Here is a 15,135-nt window from a genome sequence, read left to right on the forward strand (position 1 = left end):
ATCCGTCGACTCAGGTTCCGTGCTGCCAGGAGCCCATGTACTCACGCTGTTCGTCGCTCAGGTCGTCGAAACCGACCCCTTCGGCGTCGAGTTTGATCTCGGCGACTTCCCGGTCCAGGTCGTCGGGCACGTCGTGGACGCCAGCGTCGTACTCGTCGCCGCTCTCGATTAGCTCGCGCACACAGACCGCCTGGACGCCGAAGGACTGGTCCATGACCTCGACGGGGTGGCCCAGCGCCACCGGCGTCGCGAGGTTGACGAGACGCCCCTCGGCCAGCACGTTCAGTTCGCGGCCGTCGGGCATGACGTAGGCCTCGATGCCGTCGCGGGGTTCGGTGACCTCCTCGGCCATCTCTTCGAGCGCCACGAGATCGATCTCCACGTCGAAGTGGCCGGCGTTCGCGAGGAGAACACCGTCTTTCATCTCCTCGAAGTCCTCGCGGGTGATGACGTCGCGGTTGCCCGTGGTCGTGATGAACACGTCGCCTTCCTTGGCGGCCTCCTGCATGGGCATGACCTCGTAGCCCTCCATGTGGGCTTCCAGGGCGCGGCGGGCGTCGACTTCCGTGACGATGACGCGGGCGTTCTGGCCGCTGGCCTTCTTGGCGACGCCGCGGCCGCAGTCGCCGTAGCCGCCGACGACGACGGTCTTGCCGGCGTAGGAGAGGTTCGTCGTCATGGCGATGGACGCCAGCGAGGACTCGCCGGTGCCGTGGACGTTGTCGAACAGCCGCTTCATCGGCGTGTCGTTGACGGCGAAGACCGGGTAGTCGAGCGCGCCGTCCTCGTCCATCGCGCGCAGGCGGTGGACCCCCGTGGTCGTCTCCTCACAGCCGCCGACGATGGTGTCGATGAGTTCGGGGTAGTCCTCGTGGATGGCGGCGATGAGGTCCATCCCGTCGTCCACAGTAATAGTCGGTTCGTGGTCGATGACGGCCTCCATGGCCGCGTAGTAGGCGTCGTCGTCGACGCCGCGTTCGGCGTAGGAGGTGACGTTCTCGTGGGCGTCGAGCGCGGCGCTCACGTCGTCGTGGGTCGAGAGCGGGTTACAGCCGGTGATGGCGACTTCGGCGCCGCCGTCGGCCAGCGTCTCGGCCAGCACCGCCGTCTTGGCTTCGACGTGCATCGCCATGCCGATGCGCTCGCCGGCGAAGGGCTGGTCGTCCTGGAAGTCCTCGCGGAGCGAGGCCATGATCGGCATGTGTTCGCGCGCCCAGTCGATCTTGCGCCGCCCTTCCTCCCGGGCGGTCTCGACGTCGGCGAGTCGCTCGCTGATCGGCGTAGTCATGCCTGAAGGATAGGTCAGGGCGTTCAAAACAGTGCCGAACCGACCCGCCGGCGGTCGGGGACGGCAACGGACGTGCTCGCACGGTCGCCCGTGGACTCGGTCGCGCTATCGACCGGGGCCGCCGCCGTTCCCGCGGTTCGCGGGCGGTCCGCCGTCGTCGTCGGCCGTTTCGGCTTCGTCGTCCGTTTCATCGTCGTCGGTCTCGGATTCGGTCTCCTCCTCGTCCGCGTCGTCAGTCTCGTCTTCGGCGTCGTCCGTCTCGGTCTCGTTCTCGCTGTCGTCATCGCCGTCACGCTCGCCCGGCGGTCCGCGGTCCGCGGGCGGACCGCGCCGGTCGTCGGTCTCGTTCTCGTCGTCGTCCCCACCGGCGAACGCCGGCGGACCGCGCTGGTCGTCAGATTCGTTCTCGCCGTCGTCTTCGTTCACGAAGTCGGGCGGCCCGCGTCGGTCCTCGCTCTCGTTCTCGCTTTCGTTCTCGTCACCGCCGGGGCCGGCGTGCGCGGGCGGGCCGGCGTGGGCTGGAGCGTTCCCGGGGTTGTTCTGGACCGCGAACGACGCCACCACGATACCGAACGGCTGGTCCGTCTCGTTCGTGCTGTTCGAGAGGAAATCGTTCTTGTACTGACCCAGGACGAGTCCGAACGGCCGGTCGTCGAACACCGTCTCGTTGTCGTCGAGGTCAGTCTCGTTCGCGTCGTCAGTTTCGTTCAGATCCGTTTCGTTCAGATCCGTTTCGTTCAGATCCGTTTCGTTCAGATCCGTTTCGTTCAGATCGGTCTCGTTCAGATCGGTCTCGTTCTCGTCAGTCGTGTTGGTATCGTCAGTCGTGTTCGTGTCGTCGTCCGCGACCGCGAGGTCGGTCGTCGACCCGACGGCGGTCGGGCTGGACGCCGCGGCGGCCGGACCGACGGCCGCCACGACCAGCAGTACAACGGCCGCGAGTGCGAGCAGTGAATGTCTGAAACGCATCACGTCAGTACAGATCCCTTTCCTCCATAAACCCGGACTCCCGTTCATCTCGTTCAGACACTCCAAAACGGCTGCAAAACTGTTTATACTGTTTACAAACGATTCTCGACGTTTAATCTTTCGCCCGGCTACGCCGTCGCGCGTTCGACGAGCGCCCGTGCGCGCTCGCTGGCCTCCGCTACGACCTGCTGTTCGTCGAGCGTGAGCACCGTCCGGTCGCGCATGAGCACCTGCCCGTCACAGACGGTGTGGCGCACGTCCGTGCCGGTCGCGGCGTAGGCCAGGTGGCTCACCAGGTCGTGGGCCGGCGTCAGTCGCGGTTCGTCCAGGTCGACCACGGCGAGGTCGGCGTTCGCGCCGGGTTCGATGCGGCCCGACTCGATTCCGAGGGCGGCCGCGCTCCCCTGCGTGGCCATCTCGACCACCGTGGCAGCGTCGACGGCGCTGGCGTCGTCGGCCGCGAGTTTCCCCAGCATGGCGGCGTCGCGCATCTCGTCGAACATCGAGAGGTCGTTGTTCGAGGCCGCGCCGTCGGTGCCCAGGCCGACGGTGACGCCGGCGTCGAGCATCTCCTGAACGGGGGCCATCCCGCTGGCGAGTTTCATGTTCGAGGCCGGGCAGTGGACGACGGCGGTCCCGCGCTCGGCCAGCAACTCGTGTTCGACTTCGTCGGTGTGAACCCCGTGGGCGAGGAAACTTCCGTCGTCGAGCAGGCCCACGTCGTCGGCGTACTCGAGCGGTCGCTCGCCGTGTTCGTCCACGAGTGGGTCGACCTCACCCTCGGTCTCGTTGGCGTGGAAGTGGATCGGCAGGTCCGCCTCGCGGGCTTTCGGGACGAACTCGCGGAGGAACTGCTCGCCGACAGTCGTCAGCGAGTGGGGCTGGAACGTCGTCGTGATGCGCCCGTCGGCCGCTCCCTGGAGGTCCTCGGCAACGTCGAGGCTCGCCTGGCAGTCCTCGCGGGCGGCCGTCTCGTCTTTGCCCACGGTGATCGCGGTGTGGCCGAGTTTCGCCCGGACGCCCGATGCCTCGACGGCGGCGGCGATCTCGGGCACGTGGAAGTACATGTCGGAAAACGCCGTGGTGCCCGACCGGATCATCTCCAGGATGCCCAGCCGTGCGCCGGCCCGTACGTCCTCGGGGGTGAGTTCGGCTTCGACGGGCCAGATGTCCTCCTGCAGCCAGGCGTCGAGGGGCTTGTCGTCGGCGTACCCCCGGAGCAACGTCATCGCGACGTGGGTGTGGGCGTTGACGAGTCCCGGGATGACGAGGTCGCCCTCGGCGTCCAGGCCCACGTCGCCCTCCGCGACGTCGCCGACTTCCAGGATTTCCCCGGCGTCCTGATCGACGAGGACGTCGGCGCGTTCGATCGTCGTGTCCGGGCGGAGCACCCGGCCGTCCGTGATCCGAAGCGTGGTCATGTGGTCGTGTCCGGGGGCGGGCGTCTTAATCCACCGGGTCCCGGGCGTTTCCAGAGCCCGCGTTTCAGGCTCGGATATCACGCACCGGGCGACGGAAGCGGGGACCCCGACGCGGAAAAGGTGGGCTTTTTGCGGCGTGCGGCCCTCGTCCCGGCAATGGCAGACCTGACACTTTCGCCTTCGGACTCCGAGACCGTGCCCGACGTCGCCGACGACGGCGTCTGGCTCACCTGCATCGAGTGCGGGGAGACCCACGCGCCGTTCGACGACGTCATCTACACCTGCGAGGAATGCGACGGCCTGCTGGAAGCTCGGTACGCCGACGCGCCGACCTTCGACGACTTCGAGGGTCGCGGCGTCTGGCGCTACAGCGAGGCGCTCCCCTTCGAGGAGGGCGTCACGCTCCCCGAGGGCGACACGCCGCTGCACTACGTGCCCCGACTCGAAGAGGACATCGGCGTCCGGAACCTCCGCGTCAAACACGAGGGGATGAACCCCACCGGCTCGTTCAAGGACCGCGGGATGACCGTCGGCGTCCGGGTCGCCCAGGAGGTCGGCGTCGGCCGCCTGGCCTGTGCCTCGACCGGCAACACCAGCGCCGCACTGGCGGCCTACGGTGCCCGCGCCGGCCTCCAGACCCTCGTCTTGCTCCCCGCCGGGAAGGTCGCCGCCGGGAAGATTGCCCAGGCGAGTCTCCACGGCGCGCGCATCCTGGAGGTCGACGGCAACTTCGACTCCTGTCTCGACATCGTCCAGGATCTGGCGGGCCGCGGTGAGGCCTACCTGCTGAACTCGCTGAACCCCTTCCGGCTGGAGGGCCAGAAGACCATCGGCTTCGAGATCCTCGAACGGTTCTACGAGGACGAGGGCCGGTTCCCCGACCGCATCGTCCTCCCGGTCGGCAACGCCGGCAACACCGCGGCGCTGTACAAGGCGTTCCGCGAACTCGTCGCCAGCGGCGAACTCGACGAGAGCGAGGTCCCGAAACTCACCGGCGTCCAGGCCGAGGGCGCAGCGCCGATGGTCGAGGCCATCGAGGAGGGGCTGGACGACACCCGTCGCTGGGAGGAGGTCGAGACCCGCGCGACCGCCATCCGCATCGGCAACCCGGTCAACGCCCCGAAGGCCCTGCCCGGCATCCGGCACACGGACGGGACCGCCGTCGCCGTCTCCGACGAACAGATCACTGCGGCCCAGCGCGACCTCGCCGAGGAGGGCGTCGGCGTCGAACCGGCTTCGGCGGCCTCCGTGGCCGGCCTGCGCAAACTCCGCGAACAGGGCGAGATCGAGGCCGACGAGGACGTGGTCTGTCTCACGACCGGCCACCTCCTCAAGGACCCCGACGCGGCCGCCGAGGCCGGCGCGGACCCCGAACCGGTCCCCAACGACACCGACGAGGTTCTCGCTCACCTGCAGGAGTAATTCGCTCGAAGGAAATTCTTGCACTGAAGCCCGTCGGCCGGGCGTGTGACCACTGTCTGACGGATCTTTTTGCGAGTGTCTCCCATAGTTGTATCACCGCGACGATGGTACCCGAAACTACTCACGATCCGCCCGGGGGGGAAACTGACGACCACGGCGAGGCCGAACCGGATGCGACGCTCGGTTCCGGCGCGATCGACGTCGAGACGTGCTCGACGGTCGCCCGATCGGTGACCCACACCGGGGCCGCCCGTGACAGACTCCACAGTATCGAACGAGCGATCCTCCAGGCCCGAATCGCCGCCTTGGAGCAGGCGCTCGAAGCGAAAGACCGGCAGCGAACGGCGATCGTCGACCGGTACGAGACGATCCTGGCCGAGCGAGACCGAGACGGCGACGACGGGGCCGTCGCCATCGAGTTCGAGGACGACGGGGGAGACGAGGGTCTTCTGGGGGGCCTTCGGTCGCTCCTGGGTCGCCGCTGAGCCGGGTCGACAAAAATTAGCGACGCGGTGGGATCGTCAGTCGTCGCTCGTGTCGTCGTCGACGGTCCCGTTCAGCGAGATGTGGCTCACGTTGATGATGCGCTCGTCGTCGAGGATCCGAGTGAGTACGTCCTCGGAGGGCGCGTCGTCTAAGTTGTACACCGACAGGGCCTCGCCGCCGATGGTCTCGCGGGCGTTGAACATCGCTGCGATGTTGACGTCGGCGTCGCCCAGCGTCGAGCCGATGAAACCGATGACGCCGGGGACGTCCTCGTTGCGCGCGACCAGCATGTGGCCGTGCGGGATGGCGTCGACGCGGTAGCCGTCGATGCGGACGATCCGCGGGTCCTCGCCGGCGAACTGGGTCCCGCAGACGCCGACCTCCTCGTCGCCGTTCTTGACGGTGACCGTCACCAGACTCTGGAAGTCCTCCGACGAGCGGCTCTTGGACTCGACCACGTCGATGCCGCGCTCCTCGGCGATCTGGGGGGCGTTGACGGCGTTGACCTGCCACTCGAGGGGCTCGAAGACGCCCTTGAGCGCGCTGGCCGTCACGAGATCCAGGTCCTCCTCGGCGATGTCGCCGGCGTAGGAGATCTCGACTTCCTCGACGCGTTCCTCGAACAGCTGGACGGCGATTTTCCCTGCGGTTTCGGCGAGGTCGATGTAGGGTCGAACGCGGGGGAACGCCGACTCGTCCATCGAGGGCGCGTTCAGCGCGTTCATCACCGGCTCGCCGCGGAAGGCCGCCATCACCTGGTCGGCGGTGCTGGTCGCGACGTTTTCCTGTGCCGCCTCCGTGCTCGCGCCGAGGTGGGGCGTCACGATGACGTCCTCGACGTCGAGCAGCGGGTTGTCCGGGTCGACCGGTTCCTCGGCGAAGACGTCGACGGCAGCGCCGGCGAGGACACCGTCCTCGACGGCCTCGGCCAGCGCCGGCTCGTCGATGATGCCGCCCCGGGCGCAGTTGACGACGTAGCCGCCTTCGAGCTGGGCGAGTTCCTCCTCGCCGATCATGTTCTCGGTCTCGGGGGTCAGCGGCGTGTGGACCGTGATGAAATCGGCCTGTGCGAGACAGTCCTCCAGGTCGTCGACCAGTTCCGCGCCGAGCTGGTCGGCGCGCTCCTCGGAGATGTACGGGTCGAACGCGACCAGGTTCATGCCGATGGAACCCAGTCGTTTGGCGACTTCCTGGCCGACGCGGCCGAGGCCGACGATCCCGAGGGTCTTGCCGTTGAGTTCGGTCCCGAGGAACTCGCCTTTGGCCCACTCGCGGTTCGTGAGTCGTTCGTGGGCCTGCGGGATGGAGCGAGCCGTCGCGAAGGCCATCGCGACCGTGTGTTCGGCGGCTGCCCGAACGTTGCCCTGTGGCGCGTTGGCGACGATGACGCCGTGTTCGGTCGCGGCGTCGATGTCGATGTTGTCGACGCCGATGCCCGCGCGGCCGACGATGACGAGGTCGTCGGCAGCCTCGAACACCTCGTCGGTGACTTCGGTGCCCGACCGGACGATGAGTCCGTTCGCGTCCTTGACCGCATCGAGCAGTGCATCACCTTCGACTTCGTAAGCCGTTTCCACGTCGTGCCCCGCCGCGCGGAGTCGCTGAATCCCCGCATCGGCGATAGGGTCCGTGACGAGTACCTTCATGCGCGAACCATTCCAGTCGGCCGGCATAACCCTTTCTTCATCGATGCGCAACAGACTGGAGCGCGTGGGAGAGGATTCATATATTATCGTCTGCTCCTGGGAAACGTGAGCGACGAGCGCGCAGCCGAGGACGTGGAGTCTCCCCTCAACCCGGAGCGACTGGAGGCGGGAACGAGCGTCCTCATCGCCGGGCCGGCGATGACCGGCAAGCGACAGTTGCTGTTCGACCTCGTCGGCGGTGGTGACGAGACCGCGAGCATCCTCGTCACGACCAAACGCGACGCCGACCGCTTCCGGGACTCGTTTCTGGAGACGCGAGCCGACCCGGCAGCGTGGGACCTTCGAATGATCGACTGCGTCAGCCGGAGTCACAGCATCAGTCGGGTGCGGGACTCGGCGACCACGAAATACGTCACCAGCGCCGGCGACCTGACGGGTATCGGGATCGCCGCCTCGGGGTTCATGCGGGAGTTCCACCACGAGGGCCGCGGCGTCCGCATCGGCCTGCACACGCTCTCGACGCTGTTGATGTACGCCGACCTCAAACGCGTCTTCCAGTTCTGTCACGTCATGAACGGCCGGATGGCGAGCTCAGGCTTCTCGGGCGTGTTCACGCTCGATACGACGTCCCGAAACACCGAAGCGCTGGACGTGCTGACGGGGCTGTTCGACGCGGTCGTCGAGGTTCGGGACGAGGGCGACGAGCCGGAACTGCGCGTCCGCGGGGCCGACTTCGGCCCGCGTCGCTGGACGGCCTTCTAGTCTTCGAGGTGTTCGCCGACGAGGTCGACCAGCGGTGCGTCCGTCCGGTCGAGCGTGAACACGAACCCGGACCACTCGCGGTAGGGGAAGTGCGCGACCAGGGCGTTGTCGTAGAACCGCAGCGTCGACTCGAGCGAGCCGAAATCGAAGAGCGTGTTCTCCTGTGGCGGATCACCGAGTCCCTTCATCACGAGCGTCTCGACGCGCTGGCCGAGCTCCGGCCCGGGGAACTGGTCGGCGACGTCCTCGCGGGCGAAGAGGACCTCGTAGTCGTCGGCGGTGTACCGGATGGCGAGCCGGAGCGAGGCGTCCGATTCGGCCCGGAGGTCCTCGATCAGGTCGCGAACGTCCTCGTCGACGTCGTCCAGCTCCGATTCGTCCATGTCGTCGAGGTCGTCCGGCGGGTCCTCAGGCGTGTCCGGCGAGGGAGCGGTCATTGCCCTGACGTGGTCACGCCCGGACATAAACTGTTTGGCAACCGGCGGGGCTGTCGCTCGGGCACCGGGGCCAGTCGGGAGTTGTCCGGTGCGAGCGCGCCCAATCGGGAGTTTTGAAACCCCTGCCCGCGAACGGGCGGGCATGACACTCGTAGCCTTCGATTTCGACGGGACGCTGTCCGATTCGGAGATGACCGTGCTGCTGGGCGAGCAGTGCGGCGTCGCGGGCGACATGGAACGGATCACGGAGCGGGCGATGAACGACGAGATCGAGTACGCCGAGAGCCTGCGCCAGCGCTGTGCCCTCCTGGAGGGACTCTCCCAGGAAAAGGCCGAGGACGCCTTCGACGGGGTCGTCCTCCGGGAGGACGCCGCCATGGTCATCGACAACCTCAACGAGGCGGGACATCACACCGCCATCCTGACCGGCGGCTTCGAGCGCGGCGTCGAACGCGCCCTGGAGAAAGCCGGCGTCTCCGTCGACTCCATCGTCGCCAACCGACTGCCCATCGAGGACGGGGAAAGCGAGGCGCAAGGCGCCTCGGAAAACACGAGCGGGCAGCGCCCGCGAGTGCTCACCGGCGAGGTCGAGGGGCCGCTCATCGAGGGGACCAAAGACGACGCGCTCGAAGACCTCGCGGGGACCGTCGGCGTCGACATGGCCGACACCGTGGCGGTCGGCGACGGGGCCAACGACCTCCCGATGCTCGAAGTCGCCGGGCTGTCGATCGGGTTCGATCCGAAACCGGCCGTCGAGCCCTCGTGTGACACCGTCGTCCTCTCGATGGCGGAACTCCAGGGCGTGCTGGAAGCCGAGCGGGTTCTGTAAGGACGTTCGGACCACGCCAACGCAGTCGGGATGCGAGTGGGAAATGCGCTCTTTTCGCTGGCGGTCGACGTACCTGTACCGTGTTCCGACTGCACCGAGAGACGCTGCTCGACGTCATCGTCAACGCCATTCCGATGGTCATCATCCTCTTTTTCACCGCGTACCTGCTGCTTACGTCGCCGTGGGTCAGCGACCCGTTCGTGATGGTCGTCGCCATCGGCCTCCACGCCGTCCCGTTCGTCCTGCTCGGACTCTTGACCTGGGTCGCAGCCCGCGTCATCCAGGACGCGGAACTGGGTTAGTGAACCGGATCTCTCGGTCTCTTTGCCCTTCGAACAATCGTTATGGAACCGACCGTGGAAGCTCCGGCCATGGCATCTGAACGCGGATACGAGCGGATCCTGGTCCCGGTCGACGGGAGCGAGACGGCGATGGTCGCGCTGGCGGAAGCCATCGACCTCGCCGACCGCCTCGGGGCGACGATCCACGGGCTCTACGTCGTCGACCCACGGCACTACCACGGGTTCACGACCGAGGATATCGTGTTGGACGCGCTCGAACAGGAGGGCGACGCTGCCCTCGCCGACCTGCGCGAGCGGTGTCGAGCCCGCGAGGTCCCAGTCGAGACGGCAACGGAGCGCGGGCACCCGAGCGAAGTGATCTGTGAGTACGCAGACGAGAACGACGTGGACCGCATCGTCATGGCCACACACGGCCGTCGCGGTCTCGACCGCTTCCTGCTCGGCAGCGTCACCGAACGGGTCGTCCGGCGGGCGAACGTGCCGGTCTTGACGGTCCGCGCACCAGCGGACACGTAGTCGGCCGCCGCTCAGGTTGCCTGCTCGATGGCCTGGTCGAGGTCCGCCTTGATGTCCTCGACACCCTCGAGTCCGACCGACAGGCGAACCAGGTCGTCGGTGACGCCGGCGGCTTCCTTCTCCTCGGCGGTGAGTTGCTGGTGGGTCGTGCTCGCCGGGTGGATGATGAGCGTCTTCGCGTCGCCGACGTTGGCCAGCAGGCTGGCGATCTCCGTGCTCTCGACGGTGCCGCGGGCGGCCTCGTAGCCGGCTTCGAGGCCGAAGGTGAGCATGCCGCCGTAGCCGCCCTCCAGATACTTCGAGGCGTTGTCGTGGGTCTCGTGGTCTTCCAGGCCGGGGTAGGTGACCCAGGACACTTCGGGGTGGTCCTGGAGGAACTCCGCGACGGCCATCGCGTTCGCGCAGTGGCCCTTCATGCGGTGGGGCAGCGTCTCGACGCCCTGAAGGGTCTGCCAGGCGTCGAAGGGGCTCTGCTGGTTGCCCAGGTCGCGCAGGCCGCGCGCGATGGCGGTGTAGGTGAACGCCTGCTCGCCCATCGCTTCGGCGAAGTTGACGCCGTGGTAGGCCGGGTTGTCCTGCGCGATTTCGGGATACTTCTCGGCGTGGGCGCTCCAGTCGAAGTTGCCCCCGTCGACGACGACGCCGCCGACGGTCGTCCCGTGGCCGTGGATCCACTTCGTCGTGGAGTTCCACACCAGGTTCGCGCCGTGCTCGATGGGGTTACAGAGCGCCGGCGTCGCGAACGTGTTGTCCATGAACAGGGGGATGCCGTGGTCGTCGGCGATACCGGCAAGCCGCTCAATGTCCGGGGTCACCAGCGCGGGGTTGCCGATGGTCTCGCAGTGGATGTACTTCGTGTTCTCGTCGATGGCCTCCTCGTAGGCGTCGTAGTCGAGCGTGTCCACGAAGCGCGCTTCGACGCCCTGTCTGGGCAGGGTGTGGCTGTAGTAGGTGTAGGTCCCCCCGTAGAGCGAGGAGGCGGTGACGATGTTGTCGCCGGGCCCGGCCAGCACGAAGTCGGTGAGGTTGAGCGCGCCCATGCCCGACGCGGTGGCGACGGCGCCGACGCCGCCCTCCAGCGCGGCGATGCGTTCCTGGAGGGTCTCGACGGTCGGGTTCATCAGCCGCGAGTAGATGTACCCCGGTTCCTCCAGGGCGAACTGCGCGGCAGCGTCCTCGGCGTCGTCGAAGACGTAACTGGTGGTCTGATAGATCGGCGGTGCGCGTGCCCCCGTCGCCGCGTCGGGTTCCTCCTGCCCGACGTGCAGGGACTTCGTCTCGGTGGATTTCTCGTCAGTCATGGATTACCGGTGAAACGGAGGGGATACCATTATACCTATGCTAACCCGCGAGTTCCGCCCGTATCTCTGACACCACTGCGGACTGCAGGTCCCGTCACGCCGACAGTAATCGTTTTTTTGACAGTAGGTGAGGCACTCCTCGGCCAACGCGAACTGGCGTGGCGCACCCGTCTGCAGAGAAGTCGAGAGTCATCCCGCGAGCCGGGGGCCCAGAGAAAAGGCGGCTCAGTCCGAGAACAGACTCGTGTGGACCGGCGCGAACTCGCTGGAGTCGTCCTCGCTCTCCTTCGTGTCGGTGATGGCCGTCCCCTCGACGCCGTCTTCGAGGAAGTCGGCGAGTGGCGGACCGACCTTCTCGGGTTCGACCAGGAAGGCGTCGTGGCCGTGGTCGGACTCGATGACGTGGTGGGCGACGGGTTGATCGACGGCCCGCAGCGCGTCGGCCAGTTCCTCGGCCTGCTCGGTCGTGAAGTGCCAGTCGCCGGTGAAGGACATCACCAGCGCCTCGCCTTCGAAGGCAGCGAGCGCGTCGGCGTCGCCCTCGAAGCCCGCCGAGAGGTCGTAGTTGTCCATCGCGCGCGTCAGGTAGAGGTAGCTGTTGGCGTCGAAGCGCTCGACGAACTTCTCGGCCTGGTAGTCCAGATACGACTCCACGTCCCGGTAGGGGAAGTACGTGCCCGCGGGGTCGACCGGGAACGAGCGCATGGCGTCTCGGCCCGCGGCACGGCGGCCGAACTTGGCCTCCATCGAGGCCTTCGAGAGGTACATCACGTGGCCGAGCTGGCGGGCCATCGACAGCCCGTCGGTCGGCGCGGCGTCGGTGCCGTAGTAGTCCCCGCCCTGCCAGTCGTCGTCGGTGGTGATGGCCCGGCGGGCGATGGCGTCGAGCGCGAGACACTGCGGGTCCAGGCGGGCCGCGGCCGCGATGGGGACGACCCGCTCGACGTGGTCGGGGTGGCGTTTCGCCCAGTCGATGGCGTTCATCCCGCCGACCGACCCGCCGACGACGGCGTGGAGCGCGGGGATGCCGAGTTCGTCCAGCAGCAGGCGCTGGGCCTCGGTCCAGTCGCCGACGGTCACTGCGGGAAAGTCCGTCCCGTAGGGCTCGCCGGTCTCGGGGTTCTCGCTGGCCGGGCCGGAGGAGCCGTAACAGGAGCCGGGGACGTTCGCACAGACGACGTAGTACTCGGTGGTGTCGATGGCCTTGCCCGGGCCGACGATGTCGTCCCACCAGGCCCGGGCCTGGCCGGCGGTGCCCTGGCCGCCGCGGTGGCCCGCGACGTGGGCGCTGCCGGTCAGGGCGTGACAGACCAGCACCGCGTTGTCGCCGGTGAACTCCCCGTAGGCCTCGTAGGCCAGTTCCAGATCCGGGATGGACTCGCCGCACTCGAACTCGAACTCGCCGAGCGAGACGGTGTCGTGGTCGGTCTCCATCCTACGCCTCCCCCGCGATTGCGCGGTCCAGGTCCGCGACGATGTCCTCGGCGTCCTCGATCCCGACCGACAGGCGCACGAGGTCGGGCGTGACGCCGCTGGCGCGCTGTTCCTCCTCGGTCAACTGCGCGTGGGTCGTGCTGGCCGGGTGGACGACCAGTGTCTTGGCGTCGCCGACGTTCGCGAGGAACTGGCCGAGTTCGACCGCTTCGCAGAAGTCCCGGCCGGACTCGTATCCGCCCTCCAGGCCGAAGGCGATCATGCCGCCGTAGCCGCCCGTAAGGTACTCGCTGGCGTTGTCGTGGGTCTCGTGGCTCTCCAGGCCGGGGTAGGTGACCCAGGCCACGTCGGGGTGGTCGCCGAGGTACTCGGCGACGGCCATCGCGTTCTCGCAGTGGCGTTCCATCCGCAGCGAGAGGGTCTCGCTCCCCTGGAGGGTCTGCCAGGCGTCGAAGGGGGCCTGTCCGTCCCCGAGGGTTCGCAGGGCGCGGTAGCGGGCGGCCGCCGAGAAGGCGTTCTCGCCGAAGTGCTCGCTGAAGTTGGTCCCGTTGAACGCGGGGTTGGGCGCGCCGATCTCGGGGTACCGGTCGGGGTACTCGCCCCAGGGGAACGACCCGCCGTCGACGAGGACGCCGCCGACGGTCGTTCCCGAGCCGTGGATCCACTTGGTCGTCGACTCCCAGACGATGTCCGCGCCGTGGTCGAGGGGGTTACACAGCGCGGGCGTCCCGAACGTGTTGTCGACGAACAGCGGGACGTCGTTGTCCTCGCAGACGGCCGCCAACTCCTCGAAATCGGGAGTGATGAGCGAGGGATTTCCGATCGTCTCGCAGTGGACGTAGGCGGTCTCGTCGTCGATGGCGTCGTCGTAGGCCGCGTAATCGAGCGTGTCGACGAACCGGGCCTCGATCCCGCGCCGGCGGGCCGTATGCGAGAGATACGTGTGGGTGCCGCCGTAGATAGAGGAGGCCGACACCACGTTGTCGCCCGCGTCCGCGAGGACGGTCGTCGCGGCGTCGAGCGCCGCCAGTCCGCTCCCGGTCGCGACGGCGTCGATGCCGTTCTCCAGCGACGCCAGCCGCCGCTCTAAGGTCCGCACCGTCGGGTTGTGAAAGCGCGAGTAGATGTTGCCCTCGCCCTCCAGCGCGAACAGGGACGCCGCGTGATCGGCGTCCTCGAAAACGTACGACGTCGTCTGATAGATAGGTGGGGCACGCGCGCCCGTCGCCGGGTCGGCCTCCGCCTGCCCGGCGTGGACACACCGCGTCCCGAACCGTCGCGTGTCGTCAGTCATGTATACCACGCATATCTCTCTAAACATCTATAACCACGAGTTACGGCAAATATCTCAGTGTCACGAGTTACCAAGGCCGTACGTATCCGGGACCGTGCGTCGTCCGTTCCGTTTCGTCGCACGCCCTCGAAGCGGCGAAACCGGCCGTCTCAGCGGGGATAGGCGTAGGTAACCCGCAAGTACGAGCGCGGAAAGCCAAGCTTAATCCCGGTCGACTGGCAGCGTTCCGACAGACGATGGCGGCCGATAGTCCCTCCACAGACGACCCGCGACTCGACGAGGACCACGTCAGAACTGTCGCCGGCGGCCGGATACGGCTCGTCGGCGTCGTCCACGACCACCCGGCCAGTCGCTACCGCGTCCACGAACTCGTCGACCGACTGCAACCCGACGTGCTCGCGCTCGAAACCCCGCCGCTCGCGCTCCCGCTGTTCGAGCAGTACGCGGCCGGCGACGGGTCGATCCCGGCTTTCGGCGGGGAGTTAAGCGCGGCCATCGCCGCCGCCGAGGACGCTCGCGTCGTCGGGATCGACGGAATCGACGGGCGGTTCGTGCGGACCCTGAGTGCGAATCTCCGCGCCGAGCGCGCCTCGCTCTCGACGATCCGCTCGCTCGCGGACGGCGTCACGAGCGTCCTCCAGCACGCCACAATCTGTCGGTTCGCCGCGTCCGTCGCGTCGCTCACGGGCCTCCGGCTGGAGGTCGACGAACCGGTCGACCACGAGTGCAGCCTCCGGGACCCGCCGACGGTGCAGGCCGAGGACGAACGCTCCCAGTTCACCCAGAGTCTCTCCTTCCTGCGCGTCGCGGACCCGCCGGCACCGGTCAGGCTCCGGGACGAAACTCGGGAGGAGTGCATGGCGGAGCGCCTTCGAACTCTCCCGGACGGGGACTCCGTCGTCGCCGTCGTGGGTCGCGGGCATCTCGACCCACTGGCCGAACTGCTGGACGGGGCCTGAGCGGGCGGCGCGGCCCGCACTCCCGACCCGGCGAGCGACCTGACCGGTATCAAAACTACCATGCCTTCC

General features: G+C 67.7%; 15 protein-coding genes. 7 read left to right on the forward strand and 8 right to left on the reverse strand.

Annotation, left to right across the window (positions count from 1 at the left end; all coding sequences use genetic code 11):
* Window positions 1–10: 10 nt before the first annotated feature.
* From E2481_RS13310 to E2481_RS13320, 3 genes are all read right to left on the reverse strand, one after another.
* Window positions 11–1,288 carry an adenosylhomocysteinase gene (locus tag E2481_RS13310; RefSeq protein ID WP_136717645.1) on the reverse strand — a complete coding sequence of 426 codons (1,278 nt, stop codon included), beginning with the start codon at window positions 1,286–1,288 and terminating at the stop codon, window positions 11–13.
* Window positions 1,289–1,393: 105 nt separating this feature from the next.
* Window positions 1,394–2,257: a pentapeptide repeat-containing protein gene (locus E2481_RS13315; protein WP_136717646.1), complete on the reverse strand. Its 864-nt coding sequence runs from the start codon at window positions 2,255–2,257 to the stop codon at window positions 1,394–1,396.
* 128 nt (window positions 2,258–2,385) lie between these two features.
* Complete coding sequence (locus E2481_RS13320) at window positions 2,386–3,678, reverse strand: amidohydrolase (protein WP_136717647.1); 1,293 nt, start codon at window positions 3,676–3,678, stop codon at window positions 2,386–2,388.
* Window positions 3,679–3,834: 156 nt separating this feature from the next.
* Between E2481_RS13320 and thrC the strand changes: the two genes are divergently transcribed.
* Entirely contained in the window at window positions 3,835–5,100 is a 1,266-nt protein-coding gene (gene thrC, locus E2481_RS13325) for a threonine synthase (protein ID WP_136717648.1), read from the forward strand.
* Window positions 5,101–5,204: 104 nt separating this feature from the next.
* Complete coding sequence (locus tag E2481_RS13330; RefSeq protein ID WP_136717649.1) at window positions 5,205–5,585, forward strand: hypothetical protein; 381 nt, start codon at window positions 5,205–5,207, stop codon at window positions 5,583–5,585.
* A 36-nt stretch (window positions 5,586–5,621) separates the two neighbouring features.
* Here the strand turns inward: E2481_RS13330 and serA are convergent, their stop codons facing one another.
* Window positions 5,622–7,232, reverse strand: a complete 1,611-nt coding sequence (gene serA / locus E2481_RS13335) for a phosphoglycerate dehydrogenase (RefSeq protein WP_136717650.1) — start codon at window positions 7,230–7,232, stop codon at window positions 5,622–5,624.
* Between the two features lie 105 nt (window positions 7,233–7,337).
* On the opposite strand from serA, the gene E2481_RS13340 reads away from it, so the two are divergent.
* A complete protein-coding gene (locus E2481_RS13340; protein ID WP_136717651.1) occupies window positions 7,338–7,994 on the forward strand; it encodes a DUF7504 family protein in 657 nt (218 codons plus the stop codon).
* Here the strand turns inward: E2481_RS13340 and E2481_RS13345 are convergent.
* Window positions 7,991–8,431, reverse strand: a complete 441-nt coding sequence (locus E2481_RS13345; RefSeq protein WP_136717652.1) for a hypothetical protein — start codon at window positions 8,429–8,431, stop codon at window positions 7,991–7,993. The two genes, E2481_RS13340 and E2481_RS13345, sit on opposite strands and share 4 nt — an antisense overlap.
* A 142-nt stretch (window positions 8,432–8,573) precedes the next feature.
* Here E2481_RS13345 and E2481_RS13350 point away from each other — a divergent pair, with 142 nt between their 5' ends.
* From E2481_RS13350 to E2481_RS13360, 3 genes are all read left to right on the forward strand, one after another.
* Window positions 8,574–9,260: an HAD family hydrolase gene (locus E2481_RS13350; RefSeq protein WP_136717653.1), complete on the forward strand. Its 687-nt coding sequence runs from the start codon at window positions 8,574–8,576 to the stop codon at window positions 9,258–9,260.
* 80 nt (window positions 9,261–9,340) lie between these two features.
* Window positions 9,341–9,562 carry a DUF6684 family protein gene (locus tag E2481_RS13355; protein ID WP_136717654.1) on the forward strand — a complete coding sequence of 74 codons (222 nt, stop codon included), beginning with the start codon at window positions 9,341–9,343 and terminating at the stop codon, window positions 9,560–9,562.
* A 69-nt stretch (window positions 9,563–9,631) separates the two neighbouring features.
* Window positions 9,632–10,078: a universal stress protein gene (locus E2481_RS13360; RefSeq protein WP_136717655.1), complete on the forward strand. Its 447-nt coding sequence runs from the start codon at window positions 9,632–9,634 to the stop codon at window positions 10,076–10,078.
* An 11-nt stretch (window positions 10,079–10,089) separates the two neighbouring features.
* Here the strand turns inward: E2481_RS13360 and E2481_RS13365 are convergent, their stop codons facing one another.
* From E2481_RS13365 to E2481_RS13375, 3 genes are all read right to left on the reverse strand, one after another.
* The gene (locus tag E2481_RS13365; RefSeq protein ID WP_136717656.1) at window positions 10,090–11,379 is read right to left on the reverse strand and encodes an O-acetylhomoserine aminocarboxypropyltransferase/cysteine synthase family protein; all 1,290 of its coding nucleotides are present in this window, start codon (window positions 11,377–11,379) and stop codon (window positions 10,090–10,092) included.
* Between the two features lie 225 nt (window positions 11,380–11,604).
* Window positions 11,605–12,813 carry a homoserine O-acetyltransferase MetX gene (gene metX, locus E2481_RS13370; protein ID WP_136717657.1) on the reverse strand — a complete coding sequence of 403 codons (1,209 nt, stop codon included), beginning with the start codon at window positions 12,811–12,813 and terminating at the stop codon, window positions 11,605–11,607.
* 1 nt (window position 12,814) lies between these two features.
* A complete protein-coding gene (locus E2481_RS13375) occupies window positions 12,815–14,107 on the reverse strand; it encodes an O-acetylhomoserine aminocarboxypropyltransferase/cysteine synthase family protein (RefSeq protein ID WP_136717658.1) in 1,293 nt (430 codons plus the stop codon).
* Between the two features lie 236 nt (window positions 14,108–14,343).
* Here E2481_RS13375 and E2481_RS13380 point away from each other — a divergent pair, with 236 nt between their 5' ends.
* On the forward strand, window positions 14,344–15,066 hold the full coding sequence (locus E2481_RS13380; RefSeq protein ID WP_136717659.1) for a hypothetical protein: 723 nt from the start codon (window positions 14,344–14,346) through the stop codon (window positions 15,064–15,066).
* Window positions 15,067–15,135: the final 69 nt, after the last annotated feature.

It is taken from the genome of Halorientalis salina (genome assembly GCF_005049285.1).
Lineage (GTDB): Archaea > Halobacteriota > Halobacteria > Halobacteriales > Haloarculaceae > Halorientalis > Halorientalis salina.

Coding starts and splice junctions, on each gene's coding strand:
- metX (WP_136717657.1), bottom strand. CDS start 12,813: ATGGAGACCGACCACGACACCGTCTCGCTCGGCGAGTTCGAGTTCGAG.
- E2481_RS13315 (WP_136717646.1), bottom strand. CDS start 2,257: ATGCGTTTCAGACATTCACTGCTCGCACTCGCGGCCGTTGTACTGCTG.
- E2481_RS13310 (WP_136717645.1), bottom strand. CDS start 1,288: ATGACTACGCCGATCAGCGAGCGACTCGCCGACGTCGAGACCGCCCGG.
- E2481_RS13345 (WP_136717652.1), bottom strand. CDS start 8,431: ATGACCGCTCCCTCGCCGGACACGCCTGAGGACCCGCCGGACGACCTC.
- serA (WP_136717650.1), bottom strand. CDS start 7,232: ATGAAGGTACTCGTCACGGACCCTATCGCCGATGCGGGGATTCAGCGA.
- thrC (WP_136717648.1), top strand. CDS start 3,835: ATGGCAGACCTGACACTTTCGCCTTCGGACTCCGAGACCGTGCCCGAC.
- E2481_RS13320 (WP_136717647.1), bottom strand. CDS start 3,678: ATGACCACGCTTCGGATCACGGACGGCCGGGTGCTCCGCCCGGACACG.
- E2481_RS13365 (WP_136717656.1), bottom strand. CDS start 11,379: ATGACTGACGAGAAATCCACCGAGACGAAGTCCCTGCACGTCGGGCAG.
- E2481_RS13350 (WP_136717653.1), top strand. CDS start 8,574: ATGACACTCGTAGCCTTCGATTTCGACGGGACGCTGTCCGATTCGGAG.
- E2481_RS13360 (WP_136717655.1), top strand. CDS start 9,632: ATGGCATCTGAACGCGGATACGAGCGGATCCTGGTCCCGGTCGACGGG.
- E2481_RS13330 (WP_136717649.1), top strand. CDS start 5,205: ATGGTACCCGAAACTACTCACGATCCGCCCGGGGGGGAAACTGACGAC.
- E2481_RS13380 (WP_136717659.1), top strand. CDS start 14,344: ATGGCGGCCGATAGTCCCTCCACAGACGACCCGCGACTCGACGAGGAC.
- E2481_RS13375 (WP_136717658.1), bottom strand. CDS start 14,107: ATGACTGACGACACGCGACGGTTCGGGACGCGGTGTGTCCACGCCGGG.